Source organism: Youngimonas ophiurae (nom. illeg.), assembly GCF_049803795.1.
Taxonomy (GTDB): domain Bacteria; phylum Pseudomonadota; class Alphaproteobacteria; order Rhodobacterales; family Rhodobacteraceae; genus Thalassobius.
In genome coordinates this window covers 394,428-415,575 of record NZ_JBNAGJ010000001.1, presented here as the reverse complement: position 1 = coordinate 415,575, position 21,148 = coordinate 394,428, and the positions used below count along the sequence as shown (strand labels likewise).

Annotated in this window: 23 protein-coding genes; 6 read left to right on the top strand and 17 right to left on the bottom strand. The window is 62.4% G+C overall.

The window, feature by feature from the left end; genetic code table 11:
- Window positions 1-31 precede the first annotated feature (31 nt).
- Genes ACP15O_RS02200 through ACP15O_RS02185 form a run of 4 tightly spaced genes read right to left on the bottom strand, consistent with a single transcriptional unit; the run spans window position 32 to window position 2,672 of the window.
- Entirely contained in the window at window positions 32-1,060 is a 1,029-nt protein-coding gene (locus tag ACP15O_RS02200) for an endonuclease/exonuclease/phosphatase family protein (RefSeq protein WP_425094394.1), read from the bottom strand.
- On the bottom strand, window positions 1,060-1,740 hold the full coding sequence (locus ACP15O_RS02195; RefSeq protein ID WP_425094393.1) for a TerB family tellurite resistance protein: 681 nt from the start codon (window positions 1,738-1,740) through the stop codon (window positions 1,060-1,062). Before ACP15O_RS02195 ends, ACP15O_RS02200 begins: the two co-directional genes overlap by 1 nt.
- Before the next feature lie 60 nt (window positions 1,741-1,800).
- On the bottom strand, window positions 1,801-2,289 hold the full coding sequence (locus ACP15O_RS02190) for a GNAT family N-acetyltransferase (RefSeq protein WP_425094392.1): 489 nt from the start codon (window positions 2,287-2,289) through the stop codon (window positions 1,801-1,803).
- Window positions 2,286-2,672 (bottom strand): VOC family protein, encoded by a 387-nt coding sequence (locus ACP15O_RS02185; protein ID WP_425094391.1) that lies wholly within the window; start codon window positions 2,670-2,672, stop codon window positions 2,286-2,288. The genes ACP15O_RS02190 and ACP15O_RS02185 overlap by 4 nt, the downstream gene beginning before the upstream one ends.
- 92 nt (window positions 2,673-2,764) lie before the next feature.
- Here ACP15O_RS02185 and nhaA point away from each other — a divergent pair, with 92 nt between their 5' ends.
- Entirely contained in the window at window positions 2,765-3,952 is a 1,188-nt protein-coding gene (gene nhaA, locus ACP15O_RS02180) for a Na+/H+ antiporter NhaA (protein WP_425094390.1), read from the top strand.
- On the opposite strand, the gene ACP15O_RS02175 is transcribed toward nhaA, so the two are convergent.
- Entirely contained in the window at window positions 3,886-4,395 is a 510-nt protein-coding gene (locus tag ACP15O_RS02175; protein WP_425094389.1) for an MAPEG family protein, read from the bottom strand. The two genes, nhaA and ACP15O_RS02175, sit on opposite strands and share 67 nt — an antisense overlap.
- Window positions 4,396-4,544: 149 nt before the next feature.
- Here ACP15O_RS02175 and ACP15O_RS02170 point away from each other — a divergent pair, with 149 nt between their 5' ends.
- Window positions 4,545-5,192: a phage tail protein gene (locus ACP15O_RS02170; RefSeq protein WP_425094388.1), complete on the top strand. Its 648-nt coding sequence runs from the start codon at window positions 4,545-4,547 to the stop codon at window positions 5,190-5,192.
- Window positions 5,193-5,296: 104 nt separating this feature from the next.
- Here the strand turns inward: ACP15O_RS02170 and scpA are convergent, their stop codons facing one another.
- Both scpA and ACP15O_RS02160 read right to left on the bottom strand, forming a co-directional pair.
- Window positions 5,297-7,423, bottom strand: a complete 2,127-nt coding sequence (scpA, locus tag ACP15O_RS02165; RefSeq protein ID WP_425094387.1) for a methylmalonyl-CoA mutase — start codon at window positions 7,421-7,423, stop codon at window positions 5,297-5,299.
- Entirely contained in the window at window positions 7,398-8,387 is a 990-nt protein-coding gene (locus tag ACP15O_RS02160; RefSeq protein ID WP_425094386.1) for a hypothetical protein, read from the bottom strand. Before ACP15O_RS02160 ends, scpA begins: the two co-directional genes overlap by 26 nt.
- Window positions 8,388-8,471: 84 nt before the next feature.
- On the opposite strand from ACP15O_RS02160, the gene ACP15O_RS02155 reads away from it, so the two are divergent.
- Entirely contained in the window at window positions 8,472-8,900 is a 429-nt protein-coding gene (locus ACP15O_RS02155) for a DUF4174 domain-containing protein (protein ID WP_425094385.1), read from the top strand.
- A gap of 13 nt (window positions 8,901-8,913) precedes the next feature.
- Here the strand turns inward: ACP15O_RS02155 and ACP15O_RS02150 are convergent, their stop codons facing one another.
- The 8 genes from ACP15O_RS02150 to ACP15O_RS02115 form a co-directional block, all read right to left on the bottom strand.
- A complete protein-coding gene (locus ACP15O_RS02150; RefSeq protein ID WP_425094384.1) occupies window positions 8,914-9,426 on the bottom strand; it encodes a hypothetical protein in 513 nt (170 codons plus the stop codon).
- A gap of 9 nt (window positions 9,427-9,435) precedes the next feature.
- On the bottom strand, window positions 9,436-11,484 hold the full coding sequence (locus tag ACP15O_RS02145; protein WP_425094383.1) for an acetyl-CoA carboxylase biotin carboxylase subunit: 2,049 nt from the start codon (window positions 11,482-11,484) through the stop codon (window positions 9,436-9,438).
- Window positions 11,485-11,609: 125 nt separating this feature from the next.
- Window positions 11,610-11,828: a hypothetical protein gene (locus ACP15O_RS02140; RefSeq protein ID WP_425094382.1), complete on the bottom strand. Its 219-nt coding sequence runs from the start codon at window positions 11,826-11,828 to the stop codon at window positions 11,610-11,612.
- Between the two features lie 352 nt (window positions 11,829-12,180).
- The gene (locus ACP15O_RS02135) at window positions 12,181-12,570 is read right to left on the bottom strand and encodes a hypothetical protein (protein ID WP_425094381.1); all 390 of its coding nucleotides are present in this window, start codon (window positions 12,568-12,570) and stop codon (window positions 12,181-12,183) included.
- Between the two features lie 78 nt (window positions 12,571-12,648).
- Window positions 12,649-12,789, bottom strand: coding sequence for a hypothetical protein (locus tag ACP15O_RS02130; protein WP_425094380.1), 141 nt, complete (start codon window positions 12,787-12,789; stop codon window positions 12,649-12,651).
- Window positions 12,790-13,003: 214 nt separating this feature from the next.
- A complete protein-coding gene (locus ACP15O_RS02125) occupies window positions 13,004-13,411 on the bottom strand; it encodes a DUF6497 family protein (protein ID WP_425094379.1) in 408 nt (135 codons plus the stop codon).
- On the bottom strand, window positions 13,404-13,757 hold the full coding sequence (locus tag ACP15O_RS02120) for a hypothetical protein (protein WP_425094378.1): 354 nt from the start codon (window positions 13,755-13,757) through the stop codon (window positions 13,404-13,406). Before ACP15O_RS02120 ends, ACP15O_RS02125 begins: the two co-directional genes overlap by 8 nt.
- A gap of 116 nt (window positions 13,758-13,873) precedes the next feature.
- A complete protein-coding gene (locus ACP15O_RS02115) occupies window positions 13,874-15,406 on the bottom strand; it encodes an acyl-CoA carboxylase subunit beta (protein WP_425094377.1) in 1,533 nt (510 codons plus the stop codon).
- Window positions 15,407-15,597: 191 nt separating this feature from the next.
- On the opposite strand from ACP15O_RS02115, the gene ACP15O_RS02110 reads away from it, so the two are divergent.
- From ACP15O_RS02110 to ACP15O_RS02100, 3 genes are all read left to right on the top strand, one after another.
- Entirely contained in the window at window positions 15,598-16,812 is a 1,215-nt protein-coding gene (locus ACP15O_RS02110) for a multidrug effflux MFS transporter (RefSeq protein ID WP_425094376.1), read from the top strand.
- Window positions 16,813-16,895: 83 nt separating this feature from the next.
- Window positions 16,896-18,293 (top strand): helix-turn-helix domain-containing protein, encoded by a 1,398-nt coding sequence (locus ACP15O_RS02105; RefSeq protein WP_425094375.1) that lies wholly within the window; start codon window positions 16,896-16,898, stop codon window positions 18,291-18,293.
- Window positions 18,293-19,093: an alpha/beta hydrolase gene (locus tag ACP15O_RS02100; protein WP_425094374.1), complete on the top strand. Its 801-nt coding sequence runs from the start codon at window positions 18,293-18,295 to the stop codon at window positions 19,091-19,093. The genes ACP15O_RS02105 and ACP15O_RS02100 overlap by 1 nt, the downstream gene beginning before the upstream one ends.
- Window positions 19,094-19,147: 54 nt before the next feature.
- On the opposite strand, the gene ACP15O_RS02095 is transcribed toward ACP15O_RS02100, so the two are convergent.
- Both ACP15O_RS02095 and betA read right to left on the bottom strand, forming a co-directional pair.
- Window positions 19,148-19,384 carry an HP1242/YdcH family protein gene (locus tag ACP15O_RS02095; protein ID WP_425094373.1) on the bottom strand — a complete coding sequence of 79 codons (237 nt, stop codon included), beginning with the start codon at window positions 19,382-19,384 and terminating at the stop codon, window positions 19,148-19,150.
- 98 nt (window positions 19,385-19,482) lie between these two features.
- The gene (gene betA / locus ACP15O_RS02090) at window positions 19,483-21,129 is read right to left on the bottom strand and encodes a choline dehydrogenase (RefSeq protein WP_425094372.1); all 1,647 of its coding nucleotides are present in this window, start codon (window positions 21,127-21,129) and stop codon (window positions 19,483-19,485) included.
- Between the last annotated feature and the right edge of the window lie 19 nt (window positions 21,130-21,148).

The following is a 21,148-nucleotide window of genomic DNA, read 5'->3' as shown; positions in this document are numbered from 1 at the left end:
GAGGCCAATGACAAACAAAGCGTAAATTTGCCTAATCCAGATCAATATCCAACGTCACCGGAAAATGATCCGAGGCCGTGTTCAGCGCCTCGCGCAGCTCTGGCACCGCATGGCAGCGGCTGTCGTCGAACGGGTGCCAGATGCGCCATTCACCGCCCCGCTCGGCAATCTCGGGCGAGACCATGATGTAATCCAGCAGCGCCTGCAAATAGCCCTTACGCTGAGGAATATAGAACCGGGCCGAGGTCGGCCGCGCCCCGATCCGTTGGTGCAGCGCCATGGCCGCGTGGGGATCGTACAGTTTCTGCCCGTCGCCCTCGCCCAGCACGATTTCCACCGAGGACCGCCCGAACAGCCCCTCGTATTCGTCCAGGCCGGGGCCGTCGTTCAGATCGCCCAGCACGATCAGAGGCTCTGCGACATGCAGGTGCTCCTCGATCCGGCGGCGCAGCCAGATCGCCTGCGCCAGCTGTTTGCGCCGGTTGGCAATCGCCGCGCGCATCACCGCATTGCGCCCATGCGCCCCGTGCGGAGCCTTGGATTTCAGATGCGCGCCGATCATCCGAAACGTGGTTCCGGCGGCGGTTTTCACGCCCAGCTCCAGCGGCGGTTTGGAAAAGCGCACCAGATCTTCGGTGTCGTCCACGTCCAGATCGATGCGAAACACCCCATCGAAGCGCGGGCAATGATCCGAGCCCTTTTTCCCTGTCGGATCGCCCAGCGGATCATGCCAGACCGTCAGCGCGTCCGGATCATACAGCAGCGCGATTTCCTGCTGAGTGTCATTGTGAAACCCGATCACCGCCTTGCGGGCGCGCAAATCAAAGGCCCGTGCGAAATTTTCCAGCGCGGGCACAGCGGCGCGGCGGCTGTTCTGGTCGGGGGCTTCGATCACCATCACGGCATCGGCATCCAGCGCGGTGAAAACCACGCCCAAGGCCTCGATCTGCTGAGCGCGGGTGACATTCAGCCGCGCCGACCAGCCGTCATCGGCCATCAGATTACCGCGATCGTCGAACAGCGCATTGAACCACTCGATATTATAGGTGGCGATCCGCATCAGACATGCGCCCCCTGGATTTCCTCCCAGGCGCGGTTGATGTCAACCATGCGGCGCTCGGCCATTTTGACGGCCTCTTCGGGCACGCCGCGCGCCATCATCGCATCGGGATGAGATTCGCGGATCAGACGTTTCCAGGCGGCGCGAATGTCGGCCAGATCGGCATCCGGGCTGACCCCCAGGATCGCATAGGGGTCAGGCGCGGCATCGGGCACGAAACGGCTGCGCAGGCTGCGGAAATCAGCCTCGGGCAGGCCAAAGATTTCCGATACCCGTTGCAGGAACGCATCCTCGGCCGGGTGATAGGTGCCGTCGGCCATGGCGATGTGGAACAGCCCCTCCATCAGGTCGCAAAAACAGCCGTCGCTGTCGCCGAACATGGCGCGAATCTTGCGCGCGTAATCCTCAAAGCCCGCCACATCCTGACGCGCCAGATTGAACACGCGGGCCGCGCCAGGTTCGTCCTCTTGGGCGATCTGGAATACCTCGCGAATTGCCGTCACCTCGTCGCGGGTGACCAGCCCGTCGGCCTTGGCCATCTTGGCCGCCAGCGCGATCACCGCAATGGTAAAGGCCACGCTGCGTTCGGGCGGCGTGCGCAGCTTTTCAAACACCGAGGCCAGGCTGTCGCCACTTGCCAGGGCCGATATTGCGTCGGATATGCGGGTCCAGATCGACATGGGCGCACCCTAGCCTGCCCGGCCCGCCATGTCATCGCGCGAATGTGCAAGTTTGCGCGATCACAGCAGTTTTTGCAGCAGCACCAGATCCATCCAGCGCCCGAATTTGCGCCCGACCTGCGGAATGCGGGCAACCTGCGCATAGCCGACCGCCTTATGGAACGCCACGCCGTCCGGATTTTCCGCACTGACCCCGGCCATCATCACATGCACCCCAGAGGCACGGGCGTGATCCTCGATTGCGGACATCAGCGCCCGCCCCACCCCGCGGCCCTGCGCGCGGGCGCTCAGAATGACGGTGTGCTCCATCGAATGCGCATAGCCCACGCCGCCGCGAAACTGCCCATAGGTGGCAAACCCGGCCAGCCCGTCCGGCAGCTCGGCCAGGAAAAACGGATGGCCGGCCGTCTCTTTGGCGGCAATGTCATCGGCAATCATCTGAGGCGTCTTTAACGCGCTGTTAAACGTGACCGCCGTATCCCGAATGAACGGGTTCCACAGCGCAGCGATAGCGGCGGCATCCCCCGCCAGGGCAGAGCGGATTTTCATAGCCAGCGCACCTGTCCGTCGATGTTGAAACGCGCGGTCATTTTCGGCTGCTGCGCCGGAATGAACGCGACCCGCGTATCGGTGAAAACCTTGCTTAGATGCGCCGCCATATCCCCGGTCCGGCAAATCCAGTTGTGCAGGCAGGGTGCGCCGCTGAATTCATCCAGCCGGAACCAGCGCGGATCCCTGGGCCGCACGGCCTGCGGATCAATCGCGATCACCTCAAGATACAGCCCGTCCTCAAGCCCCGCCAACAGGTTATGCGTGCCATACCGCCCATGCCGCCCGCCCGGCTGCACCCGAAGGCCCAGCGCCCGTTCGACATAGGCCCGCCCCTCGTCCAGAGTGCGGGCAGCAACCGCCAAATGGTCTAATTCCAACATTTTCGGTCAACTTCCCCAATTTTGGGTATTGATAACTGGGGTCCAACGCTCCAGATGCAACGACAATAATCCAATGAAACAGGGGGAAGGCAATGCTGCTACGCGCAATCGACAAATTTTTCAGACACGAGGCCTCGGGTGGCATCCTTTTGATGTTATCGGCGGTGGGGGCGATGATCGTCGCCAACTCGGTTCTGCAACCGGCCTATGACGGCGCACTCAGCAGCTATCTGCGGATCACCCTGAACGGAGAGGGCCTGGAAAAACCGCTGATCCTGTGGATCAACGACGGGCTGATGGCGGTGTTTTTCTTCCTGATCGGGCTGGAACTGAAACGCGAAATGCTGGAGGGCAAACTGAAAAAGCCCGCCGACGTGTTGCTGCCCGGCATGGCCGCGGTGGGCGGGATGATCGTGCCCGCCGTGATTTTCGCCGCGTTCAACTGGGGCAGCCCCACAATCGGCGGCTGGGCCATTCCGGCGGCCACCGATATTGCCTTTGCGCTGGGGATTCTGGCGCTGGTGGGCTCGCGCGCGCCGACATCGTTGAAGGTATTCCTGCTGACGCTGGCCATTCTGGACGATCTGGGCGCGATCCTGATCATCGCGCTGTTCTACACGGCCGATCTGAAGGTGGACTATCTGTACCTGGCGCTGATCCCTCTGGCGGCGCTGATCTGGCTGAACCTGAAGGGCGCGCACCGGATTGCGCCTGCCATTCTGTTGGGCACGATCATGTGGTTCTTTGTCCTGAAATCGGGCGTTCACGCAACGCTGGCCGGGGTGATCACGGCCTTCTGCATTCCGCTGAAGGATAAGTGGGGCAAATCCCCGCTGCACGCGCTTGAGCACGGGCTGACCCCCTATGTGCTGTATCTGATCGTGCCGATCTTTGCCTTTGCCAACGCCGGAGTCGTTCTGGCCGGGCTGACGCTGGATCAACTGATCGCCCCCCTGCCGCTGGGCATTGCGCTGGGTCTGATCGTGGGCAAGCAGTTGGGCGTGTTCGGCGTGACCTTTTTGATGGTCAAATCCGGTATCGCGCGGATGCCTGCGGGGGCCAACTGGCTGCATATCTACGGGATCAGCTGTCTGGCCGGAATCGGGTTCACCATGTCGCTGTTCATCGGCGGGCTAAGCTTTGCCGATCCGGCCCTGATGAACGAGGTCCGCCTGGGGGTGCTGTCGGGCTCGGTTCTGTCGGCGATCCTGGGTTACGCCACGCTAAGGCTGGCCAGCAGCCGCAGCAACGCCCAGCCCGAAACCGCAACGGTCGGGTAAAAACTGGCTGCAAAGCCAAAGGCCCTAAGCGGCGGGGACAGGTGATACCCCGCCCAGAAGGCCAGCCGCGCCAGGGCAAAGCCCAGCCCCAGCGCCACAATCACACCTGGCCCGTCGCCCTGCAAAAGGACCGCGGCGGCGGGCCAGATACACAGCGCCAGCACCAGTTGCTCGGATGTGTTGCGCAACACGCGCTGATCAATCTCGCCACCAGAGCCGGGGGCGAAACGCGCCCCATCCATCGCGCCGGCCTCAAAGAAGCGCCGCTGCGCCAGCCGCGCCACCATCAGCAGCATGATCAGCCCCGGCGCCAAAAACGCGCCCAGCACCGTCGGCACCAGGGTAAAAACCGGCAGGTCCAGCTCCGCTCCGATCAATAACACCCCCCCGGCCCAGAGGGCCCCGGCCAGCATTCCGATCACGATTTTGCCCCGTTTCGACATTCATCCCCCAAAGGTAGAGTAGACACAGGCCTTCTCATATGTTTACGTGTTTTCATAAAATTAAGCGGTTCTGTTTTTCACCGTAAACAAGACTTTTCAGCAAGAACAAAACTGCTTTGTTTTAATGACCTTAAAAGGGGGAAACGCACATGTCATTTGTTAAAAAACTCACTTCGAAACTGGCCGTATCGGCCCTGGTGCTAAGCGCTGCACTGACCAGCGCGCCGCAATCGGCACAGGCCCAAGCGGAACCATTTCTGGGCCAGGTCGGGATTTTCGGCTTTAACTTCTGCCCACGTGGATGGGCCCCGGCGGATGGCCAGTTGCTGCCGATTTCTCAGTATAACGCACTGTTTTCACTGCTGGGCACGATCTATGGCGGTGACGGGCGCACCACATTTGCCCTGCCCGATCTGCGCGGCCGCACAATCATCAACGATGGCCCAGGCCCCGGACTGTACCCTAACGCCATCGGCGAACGTGGCGGCGCGGAAACGCACATCATGAGCGTTGCCGAGATGCCCTCGCACAATCACATGGTGAACGCCAACAACGGGGTGAATGGGTACGCTGACCGCCTGGGACCGGGGAACGATTTCCTGGGCAGCCCCAGCTATAATGACCCGACCAACCCGGCCGAGGACATCATGATCTACGCAGATCAGGCCCCGAATGTGCAGATGGACCCGCGTATGATTGAGCACACCGGGGGCAATCAGGCTTTCAGCATCCGTGACCCCTATCTGGCCATGAGTGTCTGCATCGCGCTTTACGGCACCTTTCCGCCGCGGAACTGATGGCGGAATGATCCGGGGCGTCCAGCCCCTTTGCATAATAAAACCGGGGGCCGATTGGCCCCCGGTTCTTTTTCAGCCTGACGCTTGGCGAAACCTGCGCCAGATCAGGCGCGGGCCTCACCGATCAGGCGCAGGATATCGCGCGCGGCCTCGGGAATGTTGGTGCCGGGGCCGAAAATCGCCTTCACACCCGCATTTTGCAGGAACTCATAATCCTGTTGCGGGATCACACCGCCGCAAATGACGATGATGTCGCTGGCGTCCTTGTTTTTCAGCGCTTCGATCAGCTGAGGCGCCAGAGTCTTATGCCCCGCCGCCTGGCTGCTGATGCCCACCACATGCACGTCATTGTCCACGGCGTCCTGCGCGGCCTCATCCGGGGTTTGGAACAGCGGGCCAACGTCAACATCAAAGCCGATGTCGGCAAAGGCAGTCGCGATCACTTTAGCCCCACGGTCATGCCCGTCCTGGCCCATTTTCACCACCAGCATACGCGGGCGGCGGCCTTCTTTTTCGGCGAATGCGTCCACGTCCGACTGGATCGCGGCAAAGCCTTCGTCCCCTTCATACGCGGCGCCATAGACGCCGGCCAATGTCTTCACTTCGGCGCGGTGACGGCCGAATTCTTCTTCCATTGCCATGCTGATTTCCCCGACGGATGCCCGAGCGCGCGCTGCCTCCACAGCGGCCTCCAGCAGGTTGCCTCCCTCTTTGGCGCGACGGGTCAGCTCGGCCAGGGCGGCCGTGCAGGCTGCCTCGTCACGCGTTGCGCGCATTTTTTCCAGACGTTCGATCTGACTGATGCGCACCTTCTGGTTATCGACCTCCAGAATGTCGATCGGGTCTTCCTTGTCCTTGCGGTACTTGTTGACGCCGACGATCACCTCTTCGCCGCGGTCGATCATCGCCTGACGTTTGGCGGCTGATTCCTCGATCCGCAGTTTCGGCATCCCGCTGGCCACGGCTTTGGTCATGCCGCCCATTTCCTCGACTTCCTGCATCAGGGCCCAGGCTTTTTCCGCCAGTTCCGCCGTCAGGCTTTCGACGTAATAAGAGCCCGCCAGCGGATCGACCACGTTGGTCACGCCGGTTTCTTCTTGCAGGATCAGCTGAGTGTTCCGCGCGATACGGGCGCTGAAATCGGTGGGCAGCGCGATCGCTTCGTCCAGAGCGTTGGTATGCAGCGACTGCGTGCCGCCCAGAACCGCCGACATCGCCTCATAGGCCGTGCGGATCACGTTGTTATAAGGATCCTGTTCCTGCAAGCTGACGCCCGAAGTCTGGCAATGCGTCCGCAGCATTTTCGAGCGGTCGTTTTTCGCCCCGAATTCCGTCATCACGCGGTGCCACAACAGACGCGCGGCACGCAGCTTGGCGGCCTCCATGAAGAAATTCATGCCGATCGCAAAGAAGAACGACAGACGGCCCGCGAATTTATCCACATCCATGCCCGCATCCATCGCGGCGCGCACATATTCGCGGCCATCGGCCAGCGTGTAGGCCAGTTCCTGCACCAGGTTCGCCCCGGCCTCTTGCATGTGATAGCCCGAGATCGAGATCGAGTTGAATTTCGGCATCTCGTTCGAGGTGTATTCGATGATATCCGAGATGATCCGCATCGAGGGTTCGGGCGGATAGATATAGGTGTTCCGCACCATGAATTCCTTCAGAATGTCATTCTGAATGGTGCCCGCCAGCAGGGATTTATCGTGGCCCTGCTCTTCGCCGGTGACGATGAAATTCGCCAAGATCGGGATCACCGCGCCGTTCATTGTCATCGAAACCGAGACCTTGTCCAGCGGGATGCCGTCGAACAGAACCTTCATGTCCTCAACGCTGTCAATCGCCACACCGGCCTTACCGACATCGCCCACAACGCGCGGGTGATCGCTGTCATAGCCGCGGTGCGTGGCCAGATCGAAAGCCACCGAAACCCCCTGCTGACCGGCGGCAAGGTTGCGGCGGTAGAACGCGTTGGATTCCTCGGCGGTCGAGAAACCGGCATATTGGCGGATCGTCCAGGGACGGCCCGCATACATCGTGGCCTTCACCCCGCGCGTGAAGGGGCCAAAGCCCGGCAGCCCGCCCATATGAGGCAGCTCGGCGGTGTCCTCGGCCGTGTACAGCGGCTGGACCGGGATGCCCTCCAGCGTGTCCCAGGTCAGATCGTCCAGCGGCCGGCCGCGCAGCTCTTTTTCGGCCAGCTTACGCCATTCGTCCTTGTTGCTCATGGTCATGTCCTCTTGTCTTGGTGCCGGAATGCGGGGTTTGTCCCGTCTTGCCCGGTGCCGTCCAGGTTTTCAATTGCGCCAGACCATCGGCACCGGCTGTCATCCAGTGCAAATCATCGGCATAGGTTTCGCGCAAGGCAGCAGACTGCCCGGCGGTGAAGGGGGTCCAGCGGCCCTCGCCCATCGGCAGGATCGCGGGGTTTTGGCCGCGCGCGGCCAGATGGCGGCGCAGCGCTGTCAGATCGGGGGCGCGATGCGCCCAAATGCGCCCGGCGGAGACAGGCAGCGGGCGCCCCGCCATCACCTGAAGCCGCCACTCGGGCAGCCCGGCGGTGCTTTCATGAGGCAGTATGATCAGCTCGGCCTCGGGGACAGCGCAGGCCACATCCGTCACCACATCGCGCCAGCCCCGGCGCGCATCGGCCAGAGCCTGAAGCACCCGCGCGCGAGGCACATTATGGCCCCGCGCCACCATCATCGCCAGCACCGAGGACCAGTAGGCCTCTTGCCCGCGCACGGACAGAACCACGCGGCGCACCTGTCCGCGCAGGGCCGCGCTGATCCTGGCCAGCCGCTCTCCTGCTGCGGGATAAAGCGCCTGGGCCGTCAGATTGCCCTGCGGTGTGCCCAGCATGTTTTCATCGCTGAGGATCAGCACCTGCGTGCCGCCCAGCCCGGCCTGCGCGCATTTCAGCCGCAGCCGCCCGGCCGCCCGCCGGGTCATGGCGGCGCTGCGCCCCCGGCCCGGCTGCACACCAGGCAGCAGATTGGGCCGCGTCACCTGCGGGCCCCAGAACGTCACGCCCTGACCGGCCAGCCCCGCCACATGATCGCGCGCCAGCCGTTGCAGGCTGGTTGTGGCCGTCCGATGGGCCCCGATATGCAATACGATGTCCAACGCCCGGCGAGCCTTTGCAAACAGGGCAGCCCCCATGGGCTGCGAATTCAGAGCAGCGGCCATCATGACACGGCTCCGGTTTGCAATGACTTAATTTTGACTGTCGCAATCGCGCCCAAAGCGCCTATATCTGTCAGAACAGGAGGCCCCATGAAAAACGCATTAGTCTTTGTTCTGACTGCATTTCTTGCCCTGCCCGTCGGGGCACAGACGCCCGAGATCGGCCCAATGGACGGAACCCAGGCGGATTTGAGCGAATTTTTATGGAAAAACCGGCCCATCGTGGTCTTTGCCGATAACCCCGCAGACCCCCGGTTCCAGGACCAGCTGGATTTCCTGGCCCAGGATCTGCCCGCGCTGGAAACCCGCGATGTCGTCATTCTGACGGATGCGGACCCGGCCGCGAAATCGGCCCTGCGCCAGAAACTGCGCCCGCGTGGCTTTGCGCTGGTGGTGCTGGCCAAGGACGGCTCGGTTATCTTGCGCAAACCGCTGCCCTGGCACGTGCGGGAAATCACCCGCACGATTGACAAACAGCCCCTGCGCCAACAGGAAATCCGCGATCGGATTGGGGATTGAGCCACCGCGCCCATCACACATCCCCCCGCGCAAAGAACACCTGCCGGTTGGTCTGGTCGATGATCGCCAGCGCATTGCCCGCGCGGCGGTAGATCAGCACAGCGCCCCTGGCCTGCAAGGCGGCAACAAAATCCGCACGCCATGCCTCTGTCAGGCACTCGCGCGCATCCAGACCCGAGGACAGAACCCCGTTCCCGATCGCAATATCCTGAGAATTGATCTGTGCCGAAATATCAGAAGGGCTAAGCCCCGGATCCTGAAACTTGGCCACACCGCGCTGCCGGATCAGGGTCAGGCCCTCGCGGATGGTGACGGCATGGGGCGCGGCGGATTTCACCTGATCCGAGACCAGCGCAAACACCCCCGCCGTGCAGGTCATCTGTGAATCGAAATACAGCGTCTTGCCAATATCGACCCATTCATCGACCTGCGCACGCACCTGCGATTCTTCATCCATGGCGCAGCCTGCCAGCGTGGCCAGAGCAATCGCTCCGGCCAGCACGGGCTTGGAAAAAAGCTGCGCCATGGCCATGGGTTATTCGAACTCCATGATCACTTCGTCAACGGCCAGGCTATCGCCCGCGCCCGCGTTGATCTTGGAGACGATGCCCTTCTTCTCGGCGCGCAGGATGTTTTCCATCTTCATCGCCTCGATGGTGCACAGCGCCTGGCCTTCCTGAACCTCGTCGCCGACTTCGACGTCGATTTTCACCACCAGACCCGGCATCGGGCACAGCAGCATTTTCGAGGTATCGGGCGGCAGTTTTTCCGGCATCAGCTGGGCCAGTTCGGCCTGACGCGGGCTGCGCACGCGCACCTTCAGATCGGCACCACGGCTGCGGATGCGGAAGCCTTGGGTGATCTTGCCGACTTTCAGCACCAGACCGTCATCGTCGCCCAGGGCGATCTTGGCCAGGGTGTCGCCCGGCGTCCAGTCGCTGGACACACGCAGCGCGCTGCCGTCCTCGAAGGTCACGGTCGAGCCATCGTGATCGGCATCAATCGACACGGCGAAGTCCTGATCTTGCAGGTTCACCACCCATTCGGTGCCCACGCGGCGTTCGTGGTTGTCCATCCGGCCCGACACGCGGGTGCGGCGGATTTCCGCGACGCGGTGCATGGCCGCAGCCGAGGCGGCGATCTTGCGCAGAGTGTCCTCGGGCAGGGTCACGCCTTCGAACCCTTCGGGGTATTCTTCGGCGATGAAGGCCGTCGTCATGTCACCGCTGATGAATTTCGGATGGTCCATCACGGCGCTGACGAAGGGCAGGTTGTGACCGATCCCTTCCAGCTCGAACCCGTCCAGCGCGTTGCGCATGGCCTCGATGGCCTGATCGCGCGTGGGCGCCCAGGTACACAGCTTGGCGATCATCGGGTCGTAATACATGCTGATCTCGCCGCCTTCATAGACGCCGGTATCGTTGCGCACGGCGGTGGCGCCTTCGGTGGCGTCATCGGCCCATTTGCCGTTGATCTGCATCGGGCCCGCGGCCACCTCGGCCGGCGGACGATAGCGCGTCAGACGGCCGATCGAGGGCAGGAAGTTCCGGTAAGGATCTTCGGCGTAAACGCGGTTTTCAATCGCCCAGCCGTTCAGCTGCACATCGTCCTGGGTGATGCTCAGCGGCTCGCCATTGGCGACGCGGATCATCTGTTCCACCAGGTCAACGCCGGTGATCAGCTCGGTCACGGGGTGTTCCACCTGCAAACGCGTGTTCATTTCCAGGAAGTAGAAGTTTTTATCGCCATCGACGATGAATTCCACGGTGCCCGCGCTGGTGTAGCCCACGGCCTGCGCCAGAGCGACAGCCTGTTCGCCCATCGCCTTGCGGGTTTCGGGGTCCAGGAAGGGGCTGGGGGCCTCTTCGACGACCTTCTGGTTGCGGCGCTGGATCGAGCATTCCCGCTCGCCCAGGTAAATCCCGTTGCCATGCGCGTCGCACAGAACCTGAATTTCGATGTGACGGGGCTGGGTGACGAATTTCTCGATGAAAATCCGGTCATCGCCGAACGAGTTCGCCGCCTCGTTTTTCGACGACTGGAAGCCCTCGCGGCATTCCTCATCGTTCCAGGCGATCCGCATCCCCTTACCGCCGCCGCCGGCCGAGGCTTTGATCATCACCGGATAGCCGATCTCGTTCGAGATTTTGACGGCCTCTTCGGCGTCCTCGATCAGGCCCATATAGCCGGGCACGGTGGAAACCTTGGCCTCTTGGGCGATCTTCTTCGAGGTGATCTTATCGCCCATCGACACGATTGCGCCCTTGGGCGGGCCGACAAAGGCAACGCCCGCGTCTTCCAGCGCCTCGGCGAATTTCGCGTTCTCGGACAGGAAGCCATAGCCAGGGTGCACGGCCTGAGCGCCCGATTGCTTGATCGCGTCCATCAGCTTGTCGATGACGATATAGGACTGGTTGGCGGGGGGCGGGCCGATATGCACGGCCTCATCGGCCATCTGCACGTGCAGCGCCTGCTTATCCGCGTCCGAGTAGATGGCTACCGTTTTGATACCCATCTTCCGGGCGGTCTTGATCACCCGGCAGGCGATCTCGCCCCGGTTTGCAATCAGGATCTTATTGAACATTTCTCGTCCCTTCCGGTCTTGGCCCCTTTGCTGTCCCAGGGGCAATGGCAACAAAAAACCCATCCCGGCACGGGGCCGAGATGGGTTTCCGATTCAATTCCGGCCCGCAGGCCGGGGCGACGCGCTCAGGTGCAGCGCGACGGGTATTGTTTGCAATAGGCGACATTGGCAGCCGCGCCCAGCAGCGCGCCCGTTCCGGGGTCTGCGTCCAGAACGACAGCGCCGGCCGCGCCGGTGCCCGCCCCCAGCAGGGCCTGTTCACCAAAGGTGTCGCCGCAAGCCGCAAGGCCCGCGCAGGCCGCAAGGGCCAAAATCCATGTCCGAGAGTGCCTGACTGTGTGCATGACGAGGTTCCTTTCCGCTCGGGTACGTGTGCCAGAGGAACCATTGCGCCGCAAACCCGTCTGGGCAACGGACGAGAACAGGTCAGCATATTTTCGGCAAACCTTTGCTTAGAAAGGGTTTTTCCACCATCCAAGCCAGAAAAAACGGGCGGGCGGCCTATCTGCAAGCCACGCCGCCCAACAGGGGAAGGGTAACGGTAAAGACAAGTCGTCCCGGCCCGCTCATCTCGGGCCGCCACTACGGTGTTAACGCTGACGCATGTGCCCCGCACAGCCAAGCCCACAGCCACAGGGCGGCCGGTTTTGGCCGCTTCCCGCTCAAATGTCCTGGGGCTGCGCGAAAACATGCCGATTACCACCCCTCATCCGCGTCATCGTCAAAATTCTGCGCATCATCCCCTTGAAATACCTCAGGGAAGGACGCACGCGCGACGGGTTCGTTGATGACCAGCAGGGCTTCATAGCTGACCGGGTCGAACGGATCATCGACGGCCACCACCTCGCGGCCCAGCAGCCAGCTCAGACGGCCGGCGTCCAGGTTGCCGCGCTCGAAGGGCTGATCGCCGAAATGTTCCCACAGCGCCGCCATAAAGGCCGTATCCGCGCGCCGGTCTGCCGGGCGACGGTCGCGGTAGCGCTCCAGCCGTTTCAGCGGGGTCACGCCCTTGGGATTGGCGCGGCGAATGGTGAATTGGAAATCGGTGCCGGTCATCCGACCGGGGAATCCACGATGCTTCAACATGGGGTCTCTCCCAGGCCAGCGTCGCGGCGGGTCAGCCCGGACCATTCGGCCCGAGCCACCTGCATAAGGGGCTGGCCCTTATTTGTATTTACCAGTGTAGGCTGGTTCTTCGCTGATCGGCTCGGGTTCGACAACGACATATTCTTCTTGCGGGGCTGCGCAGGCCGCGACAAAGGCGACGGTGCACAGGGCCAGCAGCGGTTTAAGCGCATTCGACATCTGCTTCTCCTGTTAGCTTTGCTTTTCACACCGGGGGCGTTTTCCCCCGACGGCCTCTTGAACGAGAAAAGGGCAACATGAACGCCACCCGCCCAAAGCATAGCCGATCCGGCCCGCAAATGATATTCGCCAGCACCAACAACAGGGCGCTGTGTCTGGAAAGCCTCAATCGCGGCAATGGATGAGGAACGATCCGCAACATATTGTGGATACATCAGAAACCCTCCCAGATACAGAGCCCGTTTTCGATGCGAAATGCCTCGAAAAACTGGATGATCGCAGGGTCAGAGGCCCCGAACTCCACCTCGGCCGAAGCCAATGAGATCACCACCTGCGCCACATCCTCGTGGGCGGCGGTCAGCACAGGCAGCGCCAGATGGGTGCACAGATGGGCGAAATCCTGTTCGACGCGGGCGAAAGTCACCCCCGCCGCCAATTCAGGCGCCACGAAACGGAACCGCGCATAGCGATCCCCATCCGGTTGCGTCTGAATGAAAAATTCCTGAAGCTGAACCCGAAGCCCAGAGGGCACGGCGGGGGCCTCCTCTTGCCCCACAGCCGTGGCCGCGTTTGCCAAAAGGCATCCCCAGAGCGCGGCGAATATCAGATTCGTTCTACCCATAGCAGAATCCCCCCGCATGGGCCAGCCACCTGGAACGATTATTGCGATCAGACAGCATCTGACGCAACTTTTCTTCTGATGCTCGCTTGGGGAAAGGGGCCTGGCCAACCTGCCCGCCCGCAATCACACGCAACCCCTCGGGCAAATATTCGACACGCACAACCGGAGCAAAACCGCGCAGATCCCTCAGCAAACGCCACATATCCTGACGAATCTGCATCGCCAGACGGCGACGCCCGCAACGCGGCAGCACAGTCTGCACCGCCAGATCAAAGCGCACAGGCAAACGCCGCGCCAGGGTCAGCGCGCCGTCCTCCGTCAGGATATGCCACTTTGTCCGAGCCACCTAAGGCCTCCATGATCGCTGCCCCACAGGGCCCCGCGTTCTGCTTCTTTCTGATCGGAAATACTCCCGGGGGGCGTGGGGGGGGCCGGCAGCCCCCCACCCTCACGACACCCGCCTTACAGCGGAATATTGTCGTGCTTTTTCCACGGGTTTTGCAGCTTCTTATTCCGCAAGCTGGCAAAGGCCCGCGACACGCGGCGGCGCGTCGATTTGGGCTGGATCACCTCGTCGATGAATCCCCGCTCGGCCGCCACAAAGGGATTGGCGAAACGGTCCTCGTAATCGGCGGTGTGCTGCGCGATTTTCTCTGCATCGCCCAGATCGGCGCGGTGGATGATCTCGGTCGCGCCCTTGGCGCCCATCACCGCGATTTCCGCGGTCGGCCAGGCATAGTTGAAATCGCCGCGCAGGTGCTTGGACGCCATCACGTCATAGGCCCCGCCATAGGCTTTGCGGGTGATCAGCGTCACCTTGGGCACGGTCGCCTCGCCATAAGCAAACAGCAGTTTCGCACCGTGCTTGATGACGCCGCCATATTCCTGGCTGGTCCCAGGCAAGAAGCCAGGCACATCCACCAGGGTCAGGATCGGAATTTCAAACGCATCGCAGAACCGCACGAACCGCGCGGCCTTGCGGCTGGAGTCAATATCCAGACAGCCCGCCAGAACCATCGGCTGGTTGGCGACAACCCCCACGGTCTGGCCTTCCATACGGATAAAGCCGGTGATGATGTTCTTGGCGAAATCTTCCTGAATCTCGTAGAAATCCGCCTCGTCCGCGATTTTCAGGATCAGTTCCTTCATATCGTAGGGCGTGTTGGGGTTTTCAGGGATCAGCGTGTCCAGGCTGTCTTCTACGCGATCCGGCTCGTCAAAGAACGGGCGCACGGGGGGCTTTTCGCGGTTGTTCAGCGGCAGGAAATCCACCAGACGGCGGACCTCGGCCAGGGCTTCGACGTCATTTTCGAACGCGCCATCTGCCACGCTCGATTTCTTGGTGTGAGTGCTTGCGCCGCCCAGCTCCTCGGCGGTGACAACCTCGTTGGTGACGGTTTTCACAACATCGGGGCCGGTCACGAACATGTAAGAGCTGTCCTTCACCATGAAGATGAAGTCGGTCATCGCGGGCGAATACACAGCGCCGCCGGCACAGGGGCCCATGATCACGGAAATCTGCGGGATCACCCCCGAGGCCATGATGTTGCGCTGGAAAATCTCGGCGTAACCGGCCAGCGCATCCACGCCTTCCTGAATCCGGGCGCCGCCGGAATCGTTCAGACCAATGACAGGCGCGCCGTTCTGCACGGCCATATCCATGATCTTGCAGATTTTCATCGCGTGGGTGGCCGAAACCGAGCCCCCCAGAACGGTGAAATCCTGACTGAACACATAGACCATACGGCCGTTGATGGTGCCCCAGCCGGTGATCACACCGTCGCCTGCGGGCTTTTGATTTTCCATGCCGAAATCGGTGCAGCGATGCGAGACGAACATGTCGAACTCTTCAAACGAGTCCTCGTCCAGCAGCAGCTCGATCCGCTCGCGGGCGGTCAGCTTGCCCTTGGCGTGTTGGCTATCAATTCGTTTTTGTCCGCCACCCAGGCGGGCATCGGCGCGACGGTCTTCCAGTTCCTGGAGGATATCTTTCATGGCATTCCCCTTCTGAATTGACATGGGTATAAGGGGAGCCTGCCCCTGCGCAAAGCAGATTTCCGCAAATTTGCAAAACTTTGGCAATGCAATTGTCGAAAAAAGCAAACGTGCAAATTTCCGTAACGTCAGGCAATTTGCAGCGCCCGACAACGTGGACAAGCTGCCGCACCCGCCCTACTCATTCACATATGAACGAAAAGCCTGTGGCTCGCTATTTGGACAGAGCCACTCCGCCTCATCTTTCGACACTGATGTTCCTGGCCAGTCTGTCGGCTTTGGCCATGAATATGTTTTTGCCCTCGCTGCCGGGGATGGCTGCCTATTTTCAGGTGGATTATGCCTTTATGCAGCTGTCGGTCGCGCTCTATCTGGCGATCAACGGCGTGTTGCAGGTTTTTGTCGGGCCGCTGTCGGATAAATACGGGCGCCGCCCGGTGATCCTGACCGGAATCGCGATTTTCTGCCTGGCGACGCTGGGCTGCCTGCTGGCGCAAAGCGGGCTGGTCTTTATGGTATTTCGCATGATTCAGGCGGTGATTGCCGTGGCCATGGTGCTGTCGCGCGCGGTGGTGCGCGATATGGTCCCGGCCGAGCAAGCGGCCTCGATGATGGCTTATGTCACGATGGGGATGTCGCTGGTGCCAATGCTGGGCCCTGCCGTCGGAGGATATATCGAACAGCACTTTGGCTGGCAGGGCACCTTTCTGGCGCTGCTGATCCTGGGGCTGACCATGTTCGCGCTGGCCTGGTTCGATCTGGGGGAAACCGCGCCGAAATCCGGCAATACCGTGCTGCAACAGTTCCGCGAATACCCCGAGCTGCTGACCTCGCCGCGGTTCTGGGGCTATTGCATGGCGTCGGCTTTTGGCTCGGGGGCATTCTTTGCCTATCTGGGCGGCGCGCCTTTTGTCGGCACCCATGTCTACGGGCTGGACCCGTCCGAGCTGGGGCTTTATTTCGCCGCGCCGGGCATCGGCTATTTCGTCGGGAACTTCCTGTCGGGGCGCTATTCGGCGCGGTTCGGGATCAATCGCATGGTGCTGTGGGGCGCGCTGGTGGTGCTGAGCGGGCTGCTGCTGTCACTGGGCATCTACATGTCCGGCACGGGAACGGCGCTGACCTTCTTTGGCTGCATGATCTTCGTGGGGCTGGGCAATGGCATGACCATCCCCAACGCCAATGCCGGGATGCTGTCGGTGCGGCCGCATCTGGCGGGCACAGCCTCGGGGCTGGGCGGCACCATGATGATCGGAGGCGGCGCGGCGCTGTCCGCCCTGGCCGGTGCCATGCTGACCCCCGGCTCGACCGAGCTGCCGCTGCTGGCCATCATGCTGCTGACTGCGCTGATGTCCGTGGTGTCCATTCTGCTGGTGATCCGGCGCCAGCGACAATTGGGCGCCTGAGCCCGCCTCTGGCCCCTCTTGCCTTCGCAAATTTGCAAAGATAAATTCGCCACCATGTATCTTTGCAAAGAACCTCAGCGCTGATGGCCACTCAGAAACTCTATGCCGGGGCCAAGCTGCGCGAAACCCGCACGCGCCTGGGCCTGACCCAAAAAGAATTCGCCGCCAAGCTGGGCGTATCCCTGCCCTATCTGAACCAGATGGAGAATAACAACCGGCCCGTCAGCACCACTGTGGTGCTGGCTCTGGCGCAGGAATTCGGCTTTGATGTGACCGAGCTGAGCACCGGCGATTCCGAACGGCTGGTCAGTGACATGCGCGAGGCCATGGCCGATCCGGTTTTTGCCGATGCCGCCCCGCCGCTGGCGGATCTGCGCCTGACGGCCTCGAACGCGCCGGCGCTGGCCCGCGCCTTTCTGGATCTGCACCGCGCCTACCGCCAGACGCATGAACGCCTGGCCAGTCTGGACGAGGCCCTGGGCCGCGAGGACAGCCGCACTCAGCCCAGCCCCTGGGACGAGGTGCGCGATTTCTTTCATTACTGCGACAACTATATCGACGCGGTGGACCGCGCGGCCGAGCATTTCGCCCAGGGCGCCGGCGAGGGCGGCATCCGGGCCCATGCGCTGCACACGCTGCGCGCCGCCGGGGTTACCGTGCGGATGGACGAGGCCGCGATTGTCCGCCAGTTTGATCGCGGCTCGCGCACGCTGACCATCTCCAGCCAGGCCGCGCCGCAGACGCAGACCTTTCAGCTGCTGCTGCAAATCGCCCTGCTGCATCAGGACAAACTGCTAGAGGCCACGCTGGATCTGGCCCGCTTCCAATCCGAGGAGGCCCGCGCCATTGCCAAGATCGGCCTGGCCAACTATTTCGCCGGGGCCGCGCAGATGCCCTATGGCCGGTTTCTGGCCGCCGCGCAGGACAGCCGCCACGACCTGGAACAGCTGGCCCATCGTTTCGGGGCCTCGATCGAGCAGGTCGCGCATCGTCTGTCCACGTTGCAACGCCCCAGCGCCAAGGGCATTCCGTTCTTCTTTGTGCGCGTCGATCAGGCTGGGACCATCACCAAGCGCCACTCGGCCACGCGGCTGCAATTTGCCCGTTTCGGCGGGGCCTGCCCGCTGTGGAATGTCCACCAAGCCTTTGAAACACCCAGCAGATTTCTGCGCCAACTGGCCGAAACACCCGATGGCGTGCGCTATATCAGCCTGTCGCGGGACGTGTCGAAATCGGGCGGCAGCTTTGGCGCGCCGGTGCGCCGTTTCGCGATCTCCCTGGGCTGCGAGGTGCGCCACGCCGCCGATCTGGTCTATGCCGACGATCTGGACGTCACCAACCCCAAAGCCTACGAACCCATCGGCATTTCCTGCCGCATCTGCGAGCGCAAATCCTGCCACCAACGCTCGGTTCCGCCGCTTGAACGCCGCCTGACAATCGACACGAACGAACGCGGCGTGCTGCCCTATCGGGTGGATTGATGCGCCGCTGGGTTTTCAGGCTGACCCTGCTGGGCGCGCTGCTGCTGGCCGCGATTGCCGCCGCCAGCCAGGCCGAGCGCTGGCTGTTCTACCCGTTCGATCCGCGCCATGTAGCGCCTGCCCAGGCCGGGCTGTCGGGCGTTACGGAAACCCGCCTGGACACCCCCGATGGCAAATCCCTGATCGTCTGGAGCGCGCCTGCGCAGGCCGGCCAGCCGGTGATCCTCTATTTTCACGGCAATGCGGGCAATCTGGCCGTCCGCGCGGGCCGGTTTCAGCATTTTCTGGATCGCGGATATGGGCTGATTGCGCCGGCGTATCGCGGCTCTTCGGGCAGTTCGGGCACCCCGTCCGAGGCAACGCTGACCGCCGACGCCCGGCTGATCTATGACCGGATGAAACCGCCCGGCCCCGTGGTGGTTTACGGCGAAAGCCTGGGCACGGCGGTGGCAATTTCGCTGGTGGCCGGGCTGGATCGCAAACCCGCCGGATTGCTGCTGGAGGCGCCCTTTACCTCGATCAAGGCGCTGGCGCGGGCGCATTACCCGGCCCTGGCCGATTATGCCGACAAGCTACAGAACAAATGGCCCTCGCGGGCGCGGGCCGGGCAGCTAAGCCTGCCGCTTTTCATCCTGCACGGCACCCAGGACGAACTGATCCCGCACAAGATGGGCAAGGCCATCTACAAAGCCGCCCCCGGTCCGCGCAAAACCTTCTATTCGGTGAAGGGCGGTGGCCATACGGACCTGTGGCGCAGCACCACCCTGCCCCGCATATGGCGTTTCATCGACGGGCTATAACGCAAATAGCCGCCCGATCAGGACGGCTATTCCATTGATTTTGATCAGGAAAAATCAGGCCGACAGCAGACCCCAGATTTCATCCTTCAGCAGGCCACGACGTTTGCGCAGGTCGGTTTCGGCCAAGGTGTCCATTGGCTCGACATTGGTTTCGGCACGGTGCACGGCGCGGTTCAGCTCGTGATATTCCTCGGCCAGCTTGGCGAAATGGGCATTCGATTGCTTCAGCGCGCTGATTTTCGCAGCGTGCTCGGGGAACTCTTCGTGAAGCTCATGAGGGGTGTTCGACATCGCGCGATCTCCTTCCTTATTGGTTGCACCAGAGCCTACCCGGCAGGGCCCGGCCCCACATTGACACGGATCAATCCACGCGGTTTTCTGACAGGCCGTCAGCGCTGTGCGCCCTGCCAATCGGGATGGCTCCACGGCGGCAGATTTTCCGGAGCCAATGGCGCGCGCCCCAGCAGCAGATCGCTGACTTTCTCGCCCACCATGATCGAGGGCGCGTTCAGATTGCCATTGGTGATCCGCGGAAAGACCGAGCTATCGGCCACCCGCAGCCCCTGCACCCCGATCACCCGCGCCTGCGGGTCCACCACCGCCAGCGGATCGTCCGCGCGCCCCATCCGGCAGGTGCCGCAGGGGTGATAGGCGCTTTCGGCATGTTCGCGGATGAAACTGTCCAGCTGGTCATCGGTTTGCAGATCGGCGCCGGGCTGGATTTCATGTTTCACGTAGGGTTTGAACGCCTCTTGGCCGAACAGTTCGCGCGTCAGGCGGATACATTGGCGGAAATCGCGCCAGTCGCTTTCCTCAGACATATAGTTGAACCGGATCACCGGCGGCGCCTTGGGATCGGCCGAGCGCAAGCTGACCGCCCCCCGCGATTCGCTGCGCATCGGGCCCACATGCGCCTGGAACCCGTGCCCTTCGGCGGCAGCCTTACCGTCATAGCGCACGGCGATGGGCAGGAAATGGTACTGGATGTCCGGGTACTCCACCCCCGCGCCCGAGCGAATAAATCCAGCGCTTTCAAACTGGTTACTGGCCCCCAGCCCCTTGCCGGTGAACAGCCATTGCGCGCCGATCGCGGCCTTGCCCAGCAGGTTCCAGTATTTGTACAAGGTCACCGGCTGGCTGGCTGCCATCTGCATGTAAATCTCCAGATGGTCCTGCAAATTCGCGCCCACTCCGGGCCGGTCGGCCAGCACGTTAATCCCGTGTTCAGACAGATGCGCCCCCGCGCCGATCCCCGATTGCATCAGCAGCTTGGGCGAGTTGATAGACGAGGCCGCCAGCACCACCTCGCGCCGCGCGCGGATGATCTGCCGCTGGCCGCCGCGTTCGATCTCGACACCTGTGGCGCGGCCCTCTTCGATCACCACCTTGCAGGCCAGACCGCGCAGCACATCGACGTTGAATTGCTTCTTTGCGGGCTTCAGATAGGCATTCGCCGCCGACCAGCGCCGCCCCTTGTAGACGGTCTGCTCCATCGGGCCGAAACCCTCTTGTTGCTGGCCGTTGTAATCCTCGGTCATGGGGTATCCGGCCTGCCGCCCGGCCTCGACAAACGCATGAAACAGAGGGTTCCTGCGCGGCCCGCGCGTCACATGCAGCGGGCCATCCGTGCCGCGATAGGCAGATGCCCCCCCGTGCCACGTTTCCATTCGTTTGAAATAGGGCAGCACATCGGCATAGGCCCAGCCATCCGCGCCCGCCTTGGCCCAATGATCGAAATCTTTGGCATGGCCGCGCACGAACACCATCCCGTTGATGGACGAAGATCCCCCAATCACCTTCCCGCGCGGCGTCGCCAGGCGGCGGTTGCCCAAGTGCGGCTCGGGCTCGGACTGATAACCCCAGTCATACAGCCCCATGTTCATCGGATAGGACAAAGCCGCCGGCATCTGGATGAACGGCCCCGCATCCGAGCCCCCATATTCGATGACCAGAACACTGGCGCCCGCCTCGCCCAGCCGATAGGCCATGGCGCATCCGGCACTGCCCGCCCCGACGATCACAAAATCCGCTTCCATAATCATTGCTCCGCTTGGC